This window comes from Achromobacter animicus, from assembly GCF_902859585.1.
GTDB classification, from domain to species: domain Bacteria; phylum Pseudomonadota; class Gammaproteobacteria; order Burkholderiales; family Burkholderiaceae_B; genus Achromobacter; species Achromobacter animicus.
Genome location: NZ_CADIJM010000002.1, coordinates 14,746 through 30,901, shown reverse-complemented (window position 1 = coordinate 30,901; position 16,156 = coordinate 14,746). Strand labels below are relative to the sequence as shown.

General features: G+C 65.8%; 16 protein-coding genes. 9 read left to right on the top strand and 7 right to left on the bottom strand.

Going from position 1 to position 16,156, the window contains the following annotated elements; genetic code table 11:
* Positions 1 to 2 precede the first annotated feature (2 nt).
* The 7 genes from cydC to purT all read right to left on the bottom strand — a co-directional run bounded on the left by cydC (position 3) and on the right by purT (position 8,530).
* Complete coding sequence (gene cydC, locus HV681_RS04975; RefSeq protein ID WP_175122045.1) at positions 3 to 1,700, bottom strand: thiol reductant ABC exporter subunit CydC; 1,698 nt, start codon at positions 1,698 to 1,700, stop codon at positions 3 to 5.
* The gene (cydD, locus tag HV681_RS04970) at positions 1,697 to 3,445 is read right to left on the bottom strand and encodes a thiol reductant ABC exporter subunit CydD (protein WP_175122044.1); all 1,749 of its coding nucleotides are present in this window, start codon (positions 3,443 to 3,445) and stop codon (positions 1,697 to 1,699) included. Before cydD ends, cydC begins: the two co-directional genes overlap by 4 nt.
* Positions 3,442 to 3,567 (bottom strand): cytochrome bd-I oxidase subunit CydX, encoded by a 126-nt coding sequence (gene cydX, locus HV681_RS04965; RefSeq protein WP_175122043.1) that lies wholly within the window; start codon positions 3,565 to 3,567, stop codon positions 3,442 to 3,444. The genes cydD and cydX overlap by 4 nt, the downstream gene beginning before the upstream one ends.
* Before the next feature lie 16 nt (positions 3,568 to 3,583).
* Positions 3,584 to 4,738 carry a cytochrome d ubiquinol oxidase subunit II gene (gene cydB, locus HV681_RS04960; RefSeq protein ID WP_175122042.1) on the bottom strand — a complete coding sequence of 385 codons (1,155 nt, stop codon included), beginning with the start codon at positions 4,736 to 4,738 and terminating at the stop codon, positions 3,584 to 3,586.
* A 14-nt stretch (positions 4,739 to 4,752) separates the two neighbouring features.
* Entirely contained in the window at positions 4,753 to 6,327 is a 1,575-nt protein-coding gene (locus tag HV681_RS04955) for a cytochrome ubiquinol oxidase subunit I (protein WP_175122041.1), read from the bottom strand.
* 127 nt (positions 6,328 to 6,454) lie between these two features.
* Positions 6,455 to 7,000, bottom strand: a complete 546-nt coding sequence (locus HV681_RS04950; RefSeq protein WP_175122040.1) for a GbsR/MarR family transcriptional regulator — start codon at positions 6,998 to 7,000, stop codon at positions 6,455 to 6,457.
* Positions 7,001 to 7,312: 312 nt separating this feature from the next.
* Positions 7,313 to 8,530 (bottom strand): formate-dependent phosphoribosylglycinamide formyltransferase, encoded by a 1,218-nt coding sequence (gene purT / locus HV681_RS04945; RefSeq protein ID WP_175122039.1) that lies wholly within the window; start codon positions 8,528 to 8,530, stop codon positions 7,313 to 7,315.
* Positions 8,531 to 8,633: 103 nt separating this feature from the next.
* On the opposite strand from purT, the gene HV681_RS04940 reads away from it, so the two are divergent.
* From HV681_RS04940 to HV681_RS04900, 9 genes are all read left to right on the top strand, one after another.
* Complete coding sequence (locus HV681_RS04940) at positions 8,634 to 9,623, top strand: KpsF/GutQ family sugar-phosphate isomerase (protein WP_175122038.1); 990 nt, start codon at positions 8,634 to 8,636, stop codon at positions 9,621 to 9,623.
* The gene (locus HV681_RS04935; RefSeq protein ID WP_175122037.1) at positions 9,620 to 10,228 is read left to right on the top strand and encodes a KdsC family phosphatase; all 609 of its coding nucleotides are present in this window, start codon (positions 9,620 to 9,622) and stop codon (positions 10,226 to 10,228) included. Before HV681_RS04940 ends, HV681_RS04935 begins: the two co-directional genes overlap by 4 nt.
* Positions 10,229 to 10,265: 37 nt before the next feature.
* Positions 10,266 to 10,898, top strand: coding sequence for an LPS export ABC transporter periplasmic protein LptC (gene lptC / locus HV681_RS04930; protein ID WP_175122036.1), 633 nt, complete (start codon positions 10,266 to 10,268; stop codon positions 10,896 to 10,898).
* On the top strand, positions 10,895 to 11,518 hold the full coding sequence (gene lptA / locus HV681_RS04925; protein ID WP_175122035.1) for a lipopolysaccharide transport periplasmic protein LptA: 624 nt from the start codon (positions 10,895 to 10,897) through the stop codon (positions 11,516 to 11,518). The genes lptC and lptA overlap by 4 nt, the downstream gene beginning before the upstream one ends.
* Before the next feature lie 33 nt (positions 11,519 to 11,551).
* Positions 11,552 to 12,346, top strand: a complete 795-nt coding sequence (lptB, locus tag HV681_RS04920; protein WP_169271627.1) for an LPS export ABC transporter ATP-binding protein — start codon at positions 11,552 to 11,554, stop codon at positions 12,344 to 12,346.
* A 216-nt stretch (positions 12,347 to 12,562) separates the two neighbouring features.
* A complete protein-coding gene (gene hpf, locus HV681_RS04915) occupies positions 12,563 to 12,901 on the top strand; it encodes a ribosome hibernation-promoting factor, HPF/YfiA family (RefSeq protein ID WP_056319592.1) in 339 nt (112 codons plus the stop codon).
* A gap of 348 nt (positions 12,902 to 13,249) precedes the next feature.
* Positions 13,250 to 13,705, top strand: a complete 456-nt coding sequence (locus HV681_RS04910) for a PTS sugar transporter subunit IIA (protein WP_175122034.1) — start codon at positions 13,250 to 13,252, stop codon at positions 13,703 to 13,705.
* A gap of 20 nt (positions 13,706 to 13,725) precedes the next feature.
* Positions 13,726 to 14,652 (top strand): HPr(Ser) kinase/phosphatase, encoded by a 927-nt coding sequence (gene hprK, locus HV681_RS04905; protein ID WP_006216298.1) that lies wholly within the window; start codon positions 13,726 to 13,728, stop codon positions 14,650 to 14,652.
* Between the two features lie 25 nt (positions 14,653 to 14,677).
* Positions 14,678 to 16,111, top strand: a complete 1,434-nt coding sequence (locus HV681_RS04900; protein WP_175122033.1) for an aminotransferase-like domain-containing protein — start codon at positions 14,678 to 14,680, stop codon at positions 16,109 to 16,111.
* The last annotated feature ends 45 nt before the right edge of the window (positions 16,112 to 16,156 follow it).

Sequence of the window (16,156 nt, the reverse complement as noted above, 5' to 3'; positions counted from 1 at the left end):
GCTTAAGCCAGGATTGCCGCGCGCGATGACATGTCATGCAATTGCCCATCGCGCAACACATGGCAACGATGTACCGCGCCGTCGGGCAACGCGGCGTGCGTGGCCAGCACCACGGTGCGTCCGCGCACCGCGTGTTCCAGATCCGCGAAGAACGCGGCCTCGGCCGCGGCGTCCAATCCCGCGGTCGGTTCGTCCAGCACGATGACGGCGGCAGGCGCCAGCAAGGCTCTGGCCAGACACAGGCGCCGTGCCTGCCCGGCCGACAACTGCGAACCCGTCTCGCCGGCCCACGTGTCCAGGCCATCGGGCAGGCCGCGCACGAAATCGCCAAGCCGTGCCGCATCCAGGGCGCGCCACAACGCGGCATCGTCGGCATCGCGATCGCCGATCAACAGATTGGTGCGCAGCGTACCCAGAAACACCGGCGCGTCCTGCGACAGCAGGACGATCCGCCGATGCCAGTCCGCCTGTGCGCATTCGCGCGCATCGCGACCGCCGAACCGGACCTGCCCGCCCTGCGGATCCTCGAGCCTGAGGATCAGATGCAGCAGCGTGGACTTGCCCGCGCCGCTTGCGCCCACGATCGCCACGCGTTCGCCCGGCTCGATCCGCAGGTTGAAGTCCTGCAGCACCGGCGCACTGTCGCCTGCTGCGCGGGCCGGGTACGCAAAGCGCACACCCGCCAGCTCCAACGCACCGTTTGTGGGCAGCGGGCGCGGCATCGCCGGATCCTGCATGTCGGGTTCGCTTTGCGTGATCTCGCGGATACGCGACGCCGCCGACATCGCGGAACCCATCCGGGATGCGCCCCGCATGATCGGGCCGGCAACCTCGAAGATGCCGATGACGGCCAGCAGCAGACCGGCCAGGAGAGGGCCTTCGATCCGTCCCGACTCAAGCCCGGCGAGACCGAACCACAGCAGCGCCAACACCGCCACACCTGCGGCCACCTGCAGGAACCATTGTCCGCGCACCGCCACCCGTGCCTGGCTGCGTCGCGCCAGAGCGCTTGCCTCGCACAGACGCTCGAAGTGCGCCAGCGTCTGCTCCTGCGCATGCAGGGCAACCATGTCCGCGTGCCCCTCCACGGCGTCCAGCGTGGCCGCGCGCAATCCTGCCGCACTTTCCTGCGCCGACACGCCCGGTTTGCGCGCCGCGCGCAATAGCCACAAGGGCACCACCACGCACGCGGTCAACAGGGCCAATGCAAAAATCAGCGCCGCGGCCGGTACCCATTGCCCCAGCACGGCGGTGAGCACCGCCCCGGCAAGTATTGCGGTGGCCAGCGGCGCCAGCACAAACAGAAATACCGTATCCAGCGCATCGACGTCGTTCGTCATGCGGGCGACCAGGTCGCCGCTGCGATAACGCGAAAGCTGGCGCGGCGTCAGCCGGGTCAGCGCCGCAAACACCGTGGCGCGCAGATCCGCCAGCAGGCGCAAGGTCGCGGCATGCCCGACCACGCGGTCGGCGTAGCGCGACACGATGCGCAGGAACGACAGCCCGCGCACCAGCGCGGAGGGCGCGAACAGGTTGAATACGCTGCCGGCGCCGGCCAGGAACGCGCCGGTCAGAAACCACCCCGATACGCCCAGCAACCCGACGCCGGCCGCGACGGTCGCCAGCGCACAGAACAATGCGAGTAAAAGCCCGCCTTTGCGGCGCGCGTACAAGGGCAGGAGCAACAACAGATTCTTCATGCGTCTTTCACCGTGCCGTTGGCGACGCGCGCCACCCGGCCAAATCGCGCGGCCACCGCCGGCGAATGCGTCGCCAGCACCAGGGTGCGGCCAGCGGAGAATTGCAGGATCTCGTCCAGCACCCGAGCCTGCGTCGCTTCATCCAGATGCGCGGTAGGTTCGTCCAGCAGGATCAGGCCAGGGTCCCGCAGAAACAGACGGGCCAGCGCCACGCGCTGCGCCTGTCCGCCGGACAAGCCATGGCCGCGGCTGCCCAGTGCGGTGTCCAGGCCGTGCAGCAGGTCTTGCGTGAATTCCAGCACGCAGGCGCGGCGCGCGGCGTCCTGCACCTGTGCATCCGTGGCGCCGGGCTGGCCCAGCCGGATGTTGTCGGCGATCGATCCGGCCAGCAACTGCGGCCGCTGGCCGATCAGCGCCACGCGCTGACGCAAGGCGGCTTCATCCCATTGCGCCAGCGGCAAGCCATCGATGCGGATTTCGCCGCTGGCCGGCCGCAGACGGGCGATGGCCTCGATGAGCGTGGATTTGCCGACGCCGCTCGGTCCCATCAGCGCCACGTGCTCACCCGGCGCCAAGACCAGGGCAGCATTTTCGAGCACCGGCTGGCCACGGCCCGGTGCCTCGGCGCGCAGACCTTCCACGGTGACCACCGCGCCTTTGCCCGCATGCGCGGGTTGGCCGCGCAGTGCGGACGTGTCTTCGGCATCGGCTTGCGGCAGGCCATCGAACAGGACGGCGATCTGCGTCACGGCAGCCAGCGCCGTCGCGCGGTCGTGATAGTGGGCGGCAAACTGGCGCAGCGGCGCATAGACCTCGGGCGCCATCAACAGGCAGAACAGTCCGGCCTGCAAGGTCAGCGGTGACCAGCGCACGTCCAGGAATCCCAGGTACGTCAGGCCGATGTACACCGCAACACCCGCCACGCCCAGCGCGGCGAAGAATTCCAGTACGGCCGACGACAGGAACGCGATGCGCAGCACCGACATCGTCCGCTGGCGCAGCGCATCGCTGGCCGCCACGACGGACTGCGCCTCGGCCTGCGCGCGCCCATACAGTTTCAGGGTGGACAGCCCGCGCAGGCGGTCCGCGAAAAAGCCCGACAGGCGGGCGAAGGCACGCAGGTGACGGCGGCTGGCGCCTTGCGCCCCCCACCCCACCAGCGCCATGAACAGCGGAATCAGCGGCGCGGTGATCAACAGCACCAGGCCGGCGATCACATCCACCGGCAGCAGCACGACCGAGAAGGCCACCGGCAGCATTGCCGCCGCGGCCATCGCGGGCAGGTACTTGGCAAAGAAGCCATCCAGCGCCTCTACCTGGTCGACCACGGCGCTCGCCAGTTCACCCGACGCCTTGCCGCGGCTCCAGTAAGGGCCCTTCTGCACCAGGCGTTGGAACAGGGACTGGCGCACGTGGCGCTTGATGCGTTCGGACGCATCCGCGCCAGCGCGCTCGCCCGCCCAGGTGATGCATGCGCGCACCAGCATCAGCCCTGCGATGGCGGCGATGCCGCCTATCAGTTCGTGCCGCGGCACATGACCGACGATGGCCGAATCAAGCACCCTGGCCAGCAGCCAGGCCTGCACGATCAGCAGGGCGCCGCTGACCAGCGGCGCGGCGCCCGCCAGCATCAGCGGGAACCGAGCCGACCGGGCCAGCCCCATCAGCCACCGCGACTGCTCGCGCGGCGGCTTCTGCAGAGACGCTGACGGGTCGTGCTCGAGGCTGCTTGCGCCGTTACTCACTCGACGTCGCGGCTGGCTTTCGGGTCATGCGTCTGACCTTCGCGCAGCTCGAACCACATCGCATTGAGAATGGCGAATGCGCACGCCAGGCCGAGGCCGAGGATCCACGAGAAATACCACATGGTGGAGGCTCCTTTATCAGTACGAGTTGGGCGAATCGCCCACCGTTTCATGGGTGACCTTGCCGCGCATGACGCGATACACCCAGCCGGTGTAGAGCGTCACGATGGGCAGGAAGATGGCGACCGCGATCACCATGATCCACAGGGTCAGGTGGCTGGACGAGCCGTCCCAGATCGTCAGGCCGGCCTTCGGATTCGTCGACGACGGCATGATGAACGGAAAGAGCGAGAAACCCACCGTCAGGATCACGCCGGCAATGGACGCCGAGGACGACAGGAATGCCAGCATGTTGGCGCGCACAGTGAGCAGCAGGGCCGCGAGCACGGCGCCGGCCACGCCCAGCGCGGGCGCAATCCACATCCACGGCCACTTCGCGTAGTTGGCCATCCAGGCGCCGGTCTGCACCGCCACGGTCTTGAGCATCGGATCCGACGGCGCGCCCATGTCGACCGCGCTGGTGATCGCATGGCCCGGCACGCCGCCCGCCACCCAGAAGCCGCCGGCCACGAACAGCGCCGCCGTCAGCACCGCGCACAGGCGGCCCCAGTTTCGCGCCCGCGAGGACACGGGATCATCCGTGCGCCAGGCCAGCAGCACCGCGCCGTGCATGGCCAGCATCACCACACTCAGCACGCCGGCCAGCAGGGCAAACGGCATGAACAGCTGGAAGAAGTGCCCTTCATAGATGGGGCGCAGCGTCATCGCGTCGTACGTGAACGGCACACCGAGAATGACGTTGCCCATGGCCACGCCGAACACCAGCGAAGCCACCACGCCGGAGAAGCACAGCACGGCGTCCCAACGGTTGCGCCAGCGCGTGCCTTCCATCTTGCTGCGGTACTTGAACCCGACCGGCCGCAAGATCAACGCCAGCAGCACCAGCATCATCGCCAGGTAAAAGCCCGAAAACGAGGCGGCATACAGCAACGGCCACGCGGCGAAGATGGCGCCGCCCGCCGTGATGAGCCAGACCTGGTTGCCTTCCCAGACCGGCCCCACCACGTTGATCACGATGCGGCGCTCGGCATCCGTCTTGGCGACCACCGGCAACAGCGCCGCCACGCCCAGGTCGAAGCCGTCCATGACGGCAAAGCCGATGAGCAATGCGCCCAGCAGCACCCACCACACCACGCGCAGCGTGCCGTAGTCAAAAGGAATCAGGGTATCCATTTGCGTTTCTCCCCTTACGCGCGCACGGCGGCGTGGACCGGATCGGCGGCGGCATCACCCGGCGCCGGCCCGTCGGATTTCGGTCCGGCCTTGATGGCATGCAGCATGACCTTCACGCCGATGATGAGCAGGATCGTGTACAGCACCAGGAAGATCGACAGGCTGATGACGAGGTCGGTCATCGTCAGGCCCGATGCCGCGTAATAGGTCGGCAGCACGCCTTCGATCACCCAGGGCTGGCGGCCGTATTCCGCGACGAACCAGCCGCTCTCGATGGCGACCCACGGCAGCGGCAGACTCCACAACGCCACCTTGAGCAGCGCCGGACGCTTGTCCAGACGGCCGCGCGAGGCAAGCCAGAACGCGACGCCGAAGAACACGATCAGGTACATGCCCACCGCGACCATGATGCGGAACGCCCAGAACAGCGGCGCCACGGTCGGCACGGTATCGATCGCGGCCTGCTTGATGTCGGCCTCGGTGACCTTGCTGATGTCGGGCTGGTGACGCTTGACGAGCAGCGCGTAGCCCAGGTCCGGCCAGGTCTTGTCGAACACCATGCGGGCATCGACGTCCTTGGGATTGGCGCGGATCTTCTGCAGGGCCTCGTACGCCACCATGCCGTCGCGGATGCGATTCTCGGCGCGCAGGATCAGGTCGTTGATCCCCAGCAGCGGCGTGGTCAGCGACCGCGTGCCGATGATGCCCATGACGTAGGGAATCTCGATCGCGAAATCGTTGCGGCGCTCGGCCTGGTTCGGGATGGCGAACAGGTTGAACGACGCAGGCGCGGGCTCGGTGTGCCACATGGACTCCATGGCCGCGATCTTCATCTTCTGGTGTTCGGTGGTGAGGTAGCCGCTTTCGTCACCCAGCACGACCACCGACAGGGCGCCGGCCAGACCGAAGCTGGCCGCCACCGCCATCGAGCGCTTGGCCAGATCAATATGACGGCCGCGCAGCAGATACCAGGCGCTGATCGACATGACGAACATGGCGCCCGCCACGTAGCCGGCGCTGACGGTGTGCACGAACTTGGCTTGCGCGACCGGGTTGAAGATGACCGCGGCGAAGTCGGTCATTTCCATGCGCATCGTGTCGGGGTTGAAGATCGCGCCGACCGGATTCTGCATCCAGCCGTTGGCGATCAGGATCCACAGGGCCGAGAAGTTGGTGCCGAAGGCAACCAGCCAGGTCACGGCCAGGTGGCTGACCTTGGACATGCGGTTCCAGCCGAAGAAGAACAGGCCGACGAAGGTGGCTTCCAGGAAGAACGCCATCAGCCCTTCAAGCGCCAGCGGCGCGCCGAAGATGTCGCCGACGTAGTGGCTGTAGTAGGACCAGTTCATGCCGAACTGGAACTCCATCACCACGCCGGTGGCTACGCCAAGCGCGAAGTTGATGCCGAACAGCGTGCCCCAGAACATCGTCATCTTTTTCCAGATGGCGCGTCCGGTCATGACATACACGCTTTCCATGATGGCCAGAATGAACGACAGGCCAAGCGTGAGCGGGACAAAGATGAAATGGTAGAGCGCAGTCGCGGCGAACTGGAACCGCGAGAGGTTCACGACATCGAGATCAATCATGAGGCTGCTCCCAAGGCGTCGACGCGCTGCGGCAACCGGCATGGTTCCCAGGCCGTCTGACGCGCCATATTAGGGGCGTTGCATAACAACTTCATAGAGGTTTCCTGAAAAATCGAGGCGTGACGGATCAGCCCTTGCCCCGCAATTTGCCGGCGAATCCCAACACCTTCTGCACCTTGGAACCAAGTTTCATGAGGCTTTGGAGGGTTTCGGGCGGCAGCCGTTGAACCTCATCGAACCACCCCGTGGATAGTTCGATGAGCTCCAGCATTTCGGTCATTCGTTGTTGCGCGTAAGCCTCGTCCGCGCCGGACGGCGACTCCAGCAGCGTGTCGCGCAGGAGCGTGAGGGTGGGATCGACTTCGCGCTTGCGCTTCTCTTCCATGAGGATGCGGAAGATTTCCCAGACGTCCTTGGGCGTCTCGAAGTAGTCGCGGCGGTCGCCCACCTGATGGATCAGCTTGACCAGGCGCCAGGACTGCAGCTCTTTCAGGCCCAGGCTGACGTTCGAGCGCGAAAAGCCCAGGGCTTCGGCGATGTCGTCGGCATTGAGCGGCTGCGGCGCGAGAAAAAGCAGGGCGTAGATCTGGCCGACCGTGCGATTCACGCCCCAGCGGCTGCCCATTTCACCGAAGTGCAGGACAAAACGTTCAATTTGGGGCGAAAGCGCCATGAGGATCAGCCGGTAACACAACGACGCGCTGCACGACATATGCAGTTACGTTGATTTCAGAAATTTCTGAAATTATCGAACAAACGATGAGAAAGCGCAAACCACACTTGCCGCAGGGGCAAGGGCGCAAACGAACGTCATTCAGAGGACACGCAGGGCAAATTAGCCGCCGAACGTGACAGCCATACAACACCTGGCGGGTGGCGGCGGACAACAAAAAAGCCACCGGCCGGGTGGCGGGTGGCTTACTTCGGGGGAAAAAGCGGCGGGAACGGCGGGCGCTATCCCCTCAGCGGCGTTGGTTCAGCGCGGTCAGCCGGCCTTGACGGTCACGGCGGCCGACACGCGCTTGGCCTTGGCGCGGGCGGCGGCAACGTCCTCGGCCACGGCCAGCCCCACGCCCATGCGGCGCTTGACGAAGGATTCAGGCTTGCCAAAGAGTCGGATGTCCGTGCCGGGCTCGGCCAGCGCCTCGGCCACGCCGTGGAAAGTCACGGCCTTGGCTTCCACGCCGCCATAGATGACGCTGCTGGCGCCCGGCTGGCGCAGGCTGGGGTCGACAGGCAGCCCCAGGAGCGCGCGGGCGTGCAGTTCGAATTCGTTCTGCACCTGCGTAATCATGGTGACCATGCCGGTGTCGTGCGGACGCGGACTGACTTCCGAGAACCAGACCTGATCGCCCGCCACGAAGAGCTCGACGCCGAAGATACCCAGGCCGCCCAGCTCCGACGTAACGGCCAATGCGATGTCGCGAGCGCGCTGCAGCGCTGCGGGCGACATGGGGTGCGGCTGCCAGCTTTCGACGTAGTCGCCGTCGACCTGCTTGTGGCCGATGGGCTCGCAGTACCGGGTCTCGACCTGGCCGTCGGCGCCGCGGGCACGCACGGTCAGAAGCGTAATTTCGTAGTCGAAGCGGATGAACCCCTCGACGATGGCGCGGCCGCCCCCGACCCGGCCCCCTTCCTGGGCATAGCGCCAGGCGGAAGCGACGTCGTCGGCGCTCTTGATGACCGACTGGCCCTTGCCCGAGGACGACATGACCGGCTTGATGACGCACGGATAGCCGATGCCGCCGTCGATGGCCTGGCGCAGTTCTTCCTCGGTGTCGACGAAGCTGTACGGCGAGGTCGGCAAACCCAGGGTCTCGGCCGCCAGGCGGCGGATACCCTCGCGATTCATGGTGAGCTGGGCCGCGCGGGCCGTCGGGGTAACGCGCGCCACGCCGGCCGCTTCCAGTTCCACCAGCAGGCTGGTGGCAATGGCCTCGATTTCGGGGACAATAACGTGCGGCTGCTCCTGCTCGATGACCTGCCGCAGGGCTTGCGGGTCTGTCATCGAGACCACATGCGCCCGGTGCGCCACCTGATGGCCCGGGGCGTCCGCATACCGATCCACCGCAATGACTTCGACGCCCAGACGCTGCAGGGCGATGATGACCTCTTTGCCCAGCTCACCGGAACCCAGCAGCATGACGCGGGTGGCCAAGGGGGACAGTGGCGTGCCAAGGACGGGACTGGAAATGCTGGACATGGAGCGGGCCTGGAAGGAAAGTTTGAAAGCCGTTGAAAGACTCGCCAGCATGCCATACGCCCCTGCGCGGGGCAAACTAGCATACTGCGATTAAAATCCGCCCATGACCGACCATCCCACCTCATCGTCCGGCACCGCGCTGGCATCCGCGCGCAGAACGCTACAGATCGAAAGCCAGGGCCTGCTGGACCTGTCCGCCCGGCTGGATGACAGCTTCACGCGGGTCGTCGACCTGCTGCTCGCCTGCCGCGGCCGAGTGGTCGTCAGCGGCATCGGAAAAACGGGACACATTGCCCGCAAGATCGCCGCAACGCTGGCCTCGACCGGCACGCCTGCCTTCTTCGTGCATGCCGCCGAGGCCGTCCATGGCGACCTGGGCATGATCACCCGCGACGACGTCCTCATCGCCATTTCCTATTCGGGCTCGGGCGAGGAACTGCTGACCATCCTCCCCGTGGTGCGCCGCATGGGCGCCGGCCTGGTGGCGATCACCGGCAACCCGCAATCCGAACTGGCCCGCCAGGCCGACATCCACCTGGATGCCAGCGTGGCGCAAGAGGCCTGCCCGCTGAACCTGGCGCCCACCGCCAGCACCACGGCCGCGCTGGCACTGGGCGACGCCCTGGCCGTCGCCTGCTTGGAAGCGCGCGGATTCGGGCCGCAGGATTTTGCCCGCTCGCATCCGGGCGGCGCGCTGGGCCGCCGGCTGCTCACCCATGTGCGCGACGTCATGCGCGAGGGAACGGCCCTGCCCATCGTCACGGCGGGCACCTCGGTGTCGCAGGCCCTGGAGGTCATGTCGGCCAAGGGCATGGGCATGACGGTCGTGACCGACACGCAGCACCGCCCGCTGGGCATCTTTACCGACGGCGACTTGCGCCGTCTCATCGCGCGGCACGGCGACATCCGCAGCCTGACCGTCGAGGCCGGGATGACGCGATCGCCACGCAGCATCAATCCCGAGGCGCTGGCCGTCGAGGCCGCCCGGCAGATGGACGAACAACGGCTCAATCACATGCTGGTGATGGACAATGACGGCGCGCTGGTCGGCGCATTGCACATGCACGATCTGATGGCCGCTAAAGTGGTATGACTATGAACCTCTCTGCTTCCCTGAATCACCCAGCCGAAGCGCTGGTGCTTGCCCGTATCCCCGCCATCGTGCGCGAACGCGCCGCGGCTGTGCGCCTGATGGTCTTCGACGTGGACGGCGTGCTGACCGACGGCAGCCTCTATTACGGCGAAGGCGGCGAACTGCAAAAGCGCTTCCACGCGCTGGACGGCCACGGGCTGCGGCTGCTGATGGAAGGCGGACTGAAAGTCGCGCTGATCACGGGCCGTTCCGGCCCCATCGTCGCGCGCCGCGCGGCCGAACTCGGTATCGCCGAAGTCATCCAGGGCGTACGCGACAAGGGCACCGCCCTGACCGAACTTGCACAGCGCTGCGGTGTCCAACTGAATCAAACCGGCTACATGGGCGATGACATCATCGACCTGCCGGCCTTGCAGCGCGCGGGCTTTGCCGCCAGCGTGCCCAACGCCCCCGGCTACGTCAGCCAGGCCGCGCATTGGGTTTCGACCCTGCCCGGCGGAAGCGGGGCCGTGCGCGAATGCTGCGATCTCCTGTTGGCCTCGCAAGGCCGCCTGGGCGCCTTCCTGGCTGCGCCGGGCCTGCTTGGCCCCGGGGCAATCCAGTGATTCCGCCCGTAACGAATACGCCCTCGCGGCGCACCCGATGAAAGAACGCTTTCCCTCACTGATCGCGCTGTTCCTGCTGCTGGTGCTGGTCACCAGTTCGTGGTGGGCGGCCGATTACGCGCAACGCGCCATCCAGGTGGACCCGCCGCGCCGCGTCACCCATGAAATGGATGCGTGGTCGCGCAATTTCGTGATGTTGCGCACAGATCCCACGGGCAAGCCCATCAACCGCCTGGAAGGCGAGTACATGGAACACTTCCCCGACGACGACTCGTATCACGTCACGGCGCCCCGCGCCGTGGGCCAGCGCGAGACCAATCCGATCACGGTGGCGGTGTCCAAGACGGCCGTGATGGAACAAGGCGGCAAGCGCATCGTCATGCAAGGCGACGCCCATGTGCTGCGGCAGCCCGACCCCGAGAACGACATGCTGGACGTGCGCAGCCAGCAACTCATCATCCTGCCCGATGAAGACGTGGTCTTCACCGACCTGCCTGCCACGGTCCTGAAGGGCCGCTCGCGCATGCAGGGCACGGGCATGCACTACAACAACAAGACTCGCCAATTGCAGGTTTCGGCATCGACCGACGTGGAAATTGCCGGTTCGGAAGGCAGACAGCAACGCCGCACCGAAATTCCAGCCAACAACACTGACCAGAAAAAACCATGACCGACCTTCGGACCCTCCTCGCCCCGACGACCCGCCTGATGGGCGCCGTGCTGTTGACGGCCTGCGCGCTTGCGCCGGCCCACGCGGCGGAACCGAAAGCGGCCGCGCCGGCCGAAGAGCCCAGCACGCTGATCCTGTCGGACACGCTGCACTACGACGACGTGAAGAAACAAAGCGTATTCACCGGCAACGTCAACATGACGCGCGGCTTGATGACGCTGACCTCCGACACCTTGCAGATGAACGAGGATGCCAAGGGCAACCAGTACGGCACGGCCACGGCCAACAAGGGCAAGGTCGTCACCATCCGCCAGGAGCGCCCCGAAAACTTCGAACTCATCGAAGGCAAGGGCCTGCGCGCCGAATACGACGGTACCAATAGCACGTTCGACCTGATCGGCCAGGCCATCGTGACCCGCTACGTCTGTGGGAAACCGTTCGATACCATTCGCGGCGAACGGGTACGCTACAACGAGAAGTCCGGCACTTACGAAGCGCAAGGCGGCCCGAACTCCGCCGCGGCCGGTGGACGCGTGCGTTCCTTGGCCGAACCGCGCGCCAAGCTGGACGCCGCCGTCGCCGAATGCCGCAAGCAGCAGGCAGCCAAGAAAGGGCGCTGAAGCGCTTCTCCCGCAACACCAATCGCAGCCACGATGAATCAACCTTCAGTGCCGACCCCCGTGACCTCCGCCCCTTCGGGCGTCAAGCAGGGCAGCCTGCGCGCAACCGGACTGCGCAAGACCTACAACGGCCGCACCGTCGTGCAGGACGTGTCCCTGTCCGTGGTCAGCGGCGAAGTCGTCGGCCTGCTGGGCCCCAATGGCGCCGGCAAGACCACCAGCTTCTACATGATCGTCGGCCTGGTGCCGGCGGACGCCGGCCGCATTGAAATCGACGGCTCCGTCATCACCGCGATGCCCATCCACAAGCGCGCGCGCATGGGCCTGTCGTACCTGCCGCAGGACGCCTCCGTGTTCCGCCGCCTGACGGTGGAGCAGAACATCCGCGCGGTGCTTGAACTGCAAGTGGGTGCGGATGGCCGTCCGCTGTCGACCCCCAAGATCAACGAACAGATGGAATCGCTGCTCGAAGAACTGCAGATCGGGCACATCCGCAGCAACGCCGCCATCTCGCTGTCGGGCGGTGAACGCCGCCGCGTGGAAATCGCGCGCGCGCTGGCCACCAGTCCGCGTTTCATCCTGCTGGACGAACCGTTCGCGGGCGTGGATCCCATTGCGGTCATCGAAATCCAGCGCATCGTGCGCTTCCTGAAGGGCCGGGGGATCGGGGTGCTGATCACCGACCACAACGTGCGCGAAACCCTGGGCATCTGCGACCGCGCCTACATCATCAGCGAAGGCAAGGTGCTGACCGACGGCCACCCCGACGAAATCGTGGGCGACCCCGCCGTTCGCCGGGTGTACCTGGGCGAACACTTCCGTATGTAACCACTGCCTGAAAGACCCCGTAACGCATAAAAATAGACCGCCATACGCCCTCGGGCTCAGCCATAAAAATGCCATGAAGTTGCGGTAGGTCAGCTTGTTTTATCGGCCCGAGTCTATACACTAGAGCTAAACGAACCCTGCTTATTGAAGGAGAACGCCTACGACCCCACCGCGCCTTTTGCGCAATTTTTTCCTCTTTTAGAAGGAGAGCACACTATGAACCTGAGCATCTGCGGTCGTCACCTCGACGTCACCCCGGCCATCCGGGAATATGTCATGAACAAACTGGCGCGAGTGCTGCGGCATTTCGATCACGTCATCGATACCCAGGTCATGCTCTCAGTAGAGCCCCTGCGGCATAGAGCCGAAATCACCATGCGTCTGAGCGGCAAGGACATTCATTGTGAAGCAACCGATGAAAACCTCTATGCAGCCATAGACCTTCTTGCTGACAAAGTCGACCGTCAGGTCATCAAGCACAAGGACAAGGTAAGGAGTCATTCAGCAGAGTCCGTGAAGCGGCAAGCGGCGACACTCTCGCCACCCCAGCAGTAACGCGCTTCATGACCGCTCACCTGAGCGACTAGCAGTACAGCGATCCCCGGATCCTGCCTAAGTCCCGGTGTCCCGCTAGACCTTGCGTCCAGCCGGGGCATCGGCAAACTCCCCTCCTGCACTACCCAATCCCTCTTGTTTCATCCGCTGCCGCCTGACGGCCTCTTCGCGTTTTCCCTGGCTTTGTCCGATACGTGCCTCTGCGGGAACCCTCCGAGGCCCAGGAATGTCCACAAGGTATCGCGATCAGACTATGCTGTCGCTCTTGTGGTCCGGCTGGCATCTCGGTCTACCGAGGCCCGGATCGGTTGATTGTTGCAGTGCGTCATATAACCCTATAATGCCCTGATGAATCATTTGTCGCGCATCCTCCCCGCCGGCAACGTCGTGCTCGATATGCTCGCCACGAGCAAGAAACGTGCGTTCGAACAGGCCGGTCTGCTTTTTGAAAACAACAACGGCTTGGCACGCGCCCTCGTGTTCGACAGCCTTTTTGCCCGTGAGCGCCTGGGGTCTACCGCCCTGGGTCAGGGCGTGGCCGTACCGCATGGCCGTGTGAAAGGTCTGGAGCAGGCACTGGCGGCGTTCATCCGTCTTGCTCAGCCCATCACCTTCGACGCGCCCGACGGACAGCCCGTGTCGATGCTGCTGTGCCTGCTGGTGCCTGAAAACGCCACGCAGCAGCACCTGGACATCCTGGCCGAACTCGCCCAGCTGATGTCCAACAAAGCATTGCGCGAGGCCCTGGCCACCGAGCCCGATCCGGCCATCGTCCACAAAATGCTCACGACCGGCCAACTCTGATCCCACGCGGAATCGCTGCCATGCTCACGGTGCAGGAACTCGTCGACGACAACGCCGACAAAATCCCCTTTAACTGGATCTCGGGCCAGGGCGCCGCAGACCGCGCGATTCCGGACGACGGCATGGCAGCCGCCGACCTCGTCGGCCACTTGAACCTGATCCACCCGTCGCGCATCCAGGTGTTCGGCCAGGAAGAGCTGGCGTACTACACGCGCTTCGACCTGCGCCGCCGCATGCACCACATGGACGAGCTGCTGATCGGTGGCGTGCCGGCGATTCTGCTGGCCGATGGCCTGACGCCGCCGCAAGATCTGGTCGACCAGTGCGACCAGCACCAGGTGCCGCTGCTGTCCACGCCGGTGGCCGCCGCGCAGCTCATCGACCTGTTGCGCATCTATCTCGGCAAGAAGCTCGCGCCCACTACCACGGTGCACGGCGTGTTCCTGGACGTGTTGGGACTGGGCGTGCTGATCACCGGCGAATCGGGTCTGGGCAAGAGCGAACTCGCCCTTGAACTGATTTCGCGCGGCCACGGGCTGGTGGCCGATGACGCGGTCGAGTTCTCGCGCACCGCGCCCAACATGATCGAAGGCCACTGTCCGCAACTGCTGCAGAACCTGCTCGAAGTCCGCGGCCTGGGTCTGCTCGACATCCGCACGATCTTTGGCGAAACGTCGGTGCGCCGCAAGATGCGGCTCAAGCTCATCGTGCACCTGGTGCGCGCCACGGCGCAGGACAAGTTCGAGCGCCTGCCGCTGCAGGACATCACGCAGGACATGCTGGGACTGCCCGTGCGCAAGGTGATGCTGCAGGTGGCCGCGGGCCGCAACCTGGCCGTGCTGGTCGAGGCGGCGGTGCGCAACACGATCCTCAAACTGCGCGGCATCGACACGCTGGGCGAGTTCATGGAACGCCAGGCCATGGCGATCCTCCAAAGCAGCAAATGAGCCCGCAACGTCGCCCTGCGGCATCGTGAGCCTTTACGAAACCCTGGCCGACGAGATCGCCGCGTCGATCGCAAGCGGCGTCCTGCGGGCCGGCGACAAGCTGCCTTCGGTGCGCGACGCGTGCGCCGCGCGCGGCGTCAGCCCTTCCACCGTCTTTCAGGCGTATTACCTGCTAGAAGCGCGCGGCCTGATTCGCGCGCAGCCGCGCTCGGGCTACTACGTCAACGCCCCCGCCGAATCGCTGCCGCCCGAACCGGGCGCCTCGTGTCCCGACGGTGAATCCACCGAACTGGCGATCAGCGAGCGGATCTTCGACATCCTCGGCTCGGTGCGCAATCGTGACGTCACGCCGCTCGGTTCGGCCTTCCCCTCTCCGCTTCTGTTTCCGTTGCCGCGATTGGCGCAGGCCATGGCCGCGCATCTGAAGCGCCAGGATCCGCGCGACACCGTCGAAGACCTGGCGCCCGGCAATCCGCGCCTGCGCCGGCAGATCGCGCTGCGCTACCTGATCGGCGGCATCAACCTGCCCGCCACCGATATCGTCGTCACCAACGGCGCCCTGGAGGCGTTGAACCTCTGCCTGCAAGCGGTCACGCAGCCGGGCGACACCGTCATGGTCGAGGCGCCCACCTTCTACGGTGCGCTGCAGGCGCTGGAACGACTTGGCCTGAAAGCGCTGGAAGTCCCTACGCATCCGCGCACCGGCATCGACCTGGACGCGATGCAGGCTGCCATCCTGCGTCACGCACCGCGCGCCTGCTGGCTGATGACGCAATTCCAGAACCCGCTGGGCTGCCTGATGCCCGACGACCGAAAGCGGCAACTGGTCGAACTGCTTGCGCGGCACGACATTCCGCTGATCGAAGACGACGTCTATGGCGAGCTGTACTTCGGCACGACGCGGCCCGTGCCCGCAAAGGCGTACGACACGCGCGGACTGGTGCTGCATTGCTCGTCGTTTTCAAAATGCCTGGCGCCCGGCTATCGCATCGGATGGGCCAGCGCCGGACGCTACGCCCAACAGGTGCAACGCCTGAAATTGTCATCGACGCTGTCGGCATCGGGCCCCGCACAGGGCGCGATTGCCGAATACCTGGAACAGGGTGGCTACGACCGCCACCTGCGTCGCCTGCGCCAGACCTTGCAGGCGCAGCAGGAGCGCATGGCCGACGCCATCGCACAGGCCTTTCCCGCCGGCACGCGCGTGACGCGGCCACAGGGCGGATTCTTCCTGTGGCTGGAATTGCCCGCCGCCGTGGATGCGTTGTCGCTGCACCGCCAGGCGCTGGCGCGCGGCATCAGCGTGGCGCCTGGCCCGATCTTCTCGGCCAGCGGCCAGTTTGGCAGCGCGCTGCGCCTGAATTACGGGCATCCCTGGGAAGCCGGCATCGAGGCCGCGATCCGCACGCTGGGCGATCTGGCGCACGAAGCCTGCCGCGCGGCGACCGCCGCACGCTAGCGCGCCTGTCCGGCCGCGCGCGGGACATCCGCCCGCGGCCTTCAT

Coding starts and splice junctions, on each gene's coding strand:
- cydC (WP_175122045.1), bottom strand. CDS start 1,700: ATGAAGAATCTGTTGTTGCTCCTGCCCTTGTACGCGCGCCGCAAAGGC.
- cydX (WP_175122043.1), bottom strand. CDS start 3,567: ATGTGGTATTTCTCGTGGATCCTCGGCCTCGGCCTGGCGTGCGCATTC.
- cydB (WP_175122042.1), bottom strand. CDS start 4,738: ATGGATACCCTGATTCCTTTTGACTACGGCACGCTGCGCGTGGTGTGG.
- HV681_RS04955 (WP_175122041.1), bottom strand. CDS start 6,327: ATGATTGATCTCGATGTCGTGAACCTCTCGCGGTTCCAGTTCGCCGCG.
- HV681_RS04950 (WP_175122040.1), bottom strand. CDS start 7,000: ATGGCGCTTTCGCCCCAAATTGAACGTTTTGTCCTGCACTTCGGTGAA.
- purT (WP_175122039.1), bottom strand. CDS start 8,530: ATGTCCAGCATTTCCAGTCCCGTCCTTGGCACGCCACTGTCCCCCTTG.
- HV681_RS04940 (WP_175122038.1), top strand. CDS start 8,634: ATGACCGACCATCCCACCTCATCGTCCGGCACCGCGCTGGCATCCGCG.
- HV681_RS04935 (WP_175122037.1), top strand. CDS start 9,620: ATGACTATGAACCTCTCTGCTTCCCTGAATCACCCAGCCGAAGCGCTG.
- lptC (WP_175122036.1), top strand. CDS start 10,266: ATGAAAGAACGCTTTCCCTCACTGATCGCGCTGTTCCTGCTGCTGGTG.
- lptA (WP_175122035.1), top strand. CDS start 10,895: ATGACCGACCTTCGGACCCTCCTCGCCCCGACGACCCGCCTGATGGGC.
- lptB (WP_169271627.1), top strand. CDS start 11,552: ATGAATCAACCTTCAGTGCCGACCCCCGTGACCTCCGCCCCTTCGGGC.
- hpf (WP_056319592.1), top strand. CDS start 12,563: ATGAACCTGAGCATCTGCGGTCGTCACCTCGACGTCACCCCGGCCATC.
- HV681_RS04910 (WP_175122034.1), top strand. CDS start 13,250: ATGAATCATTTGTCGCGCATCCTCCCCGCCGGCAACGTCGTGCTCGAT.
- hprK (WP_006216298.1), top strand. CDS start 13,726: ATGCTCACGGTGCAGGAACTCGTCGACGACAACGCCGACAAAATCCCC.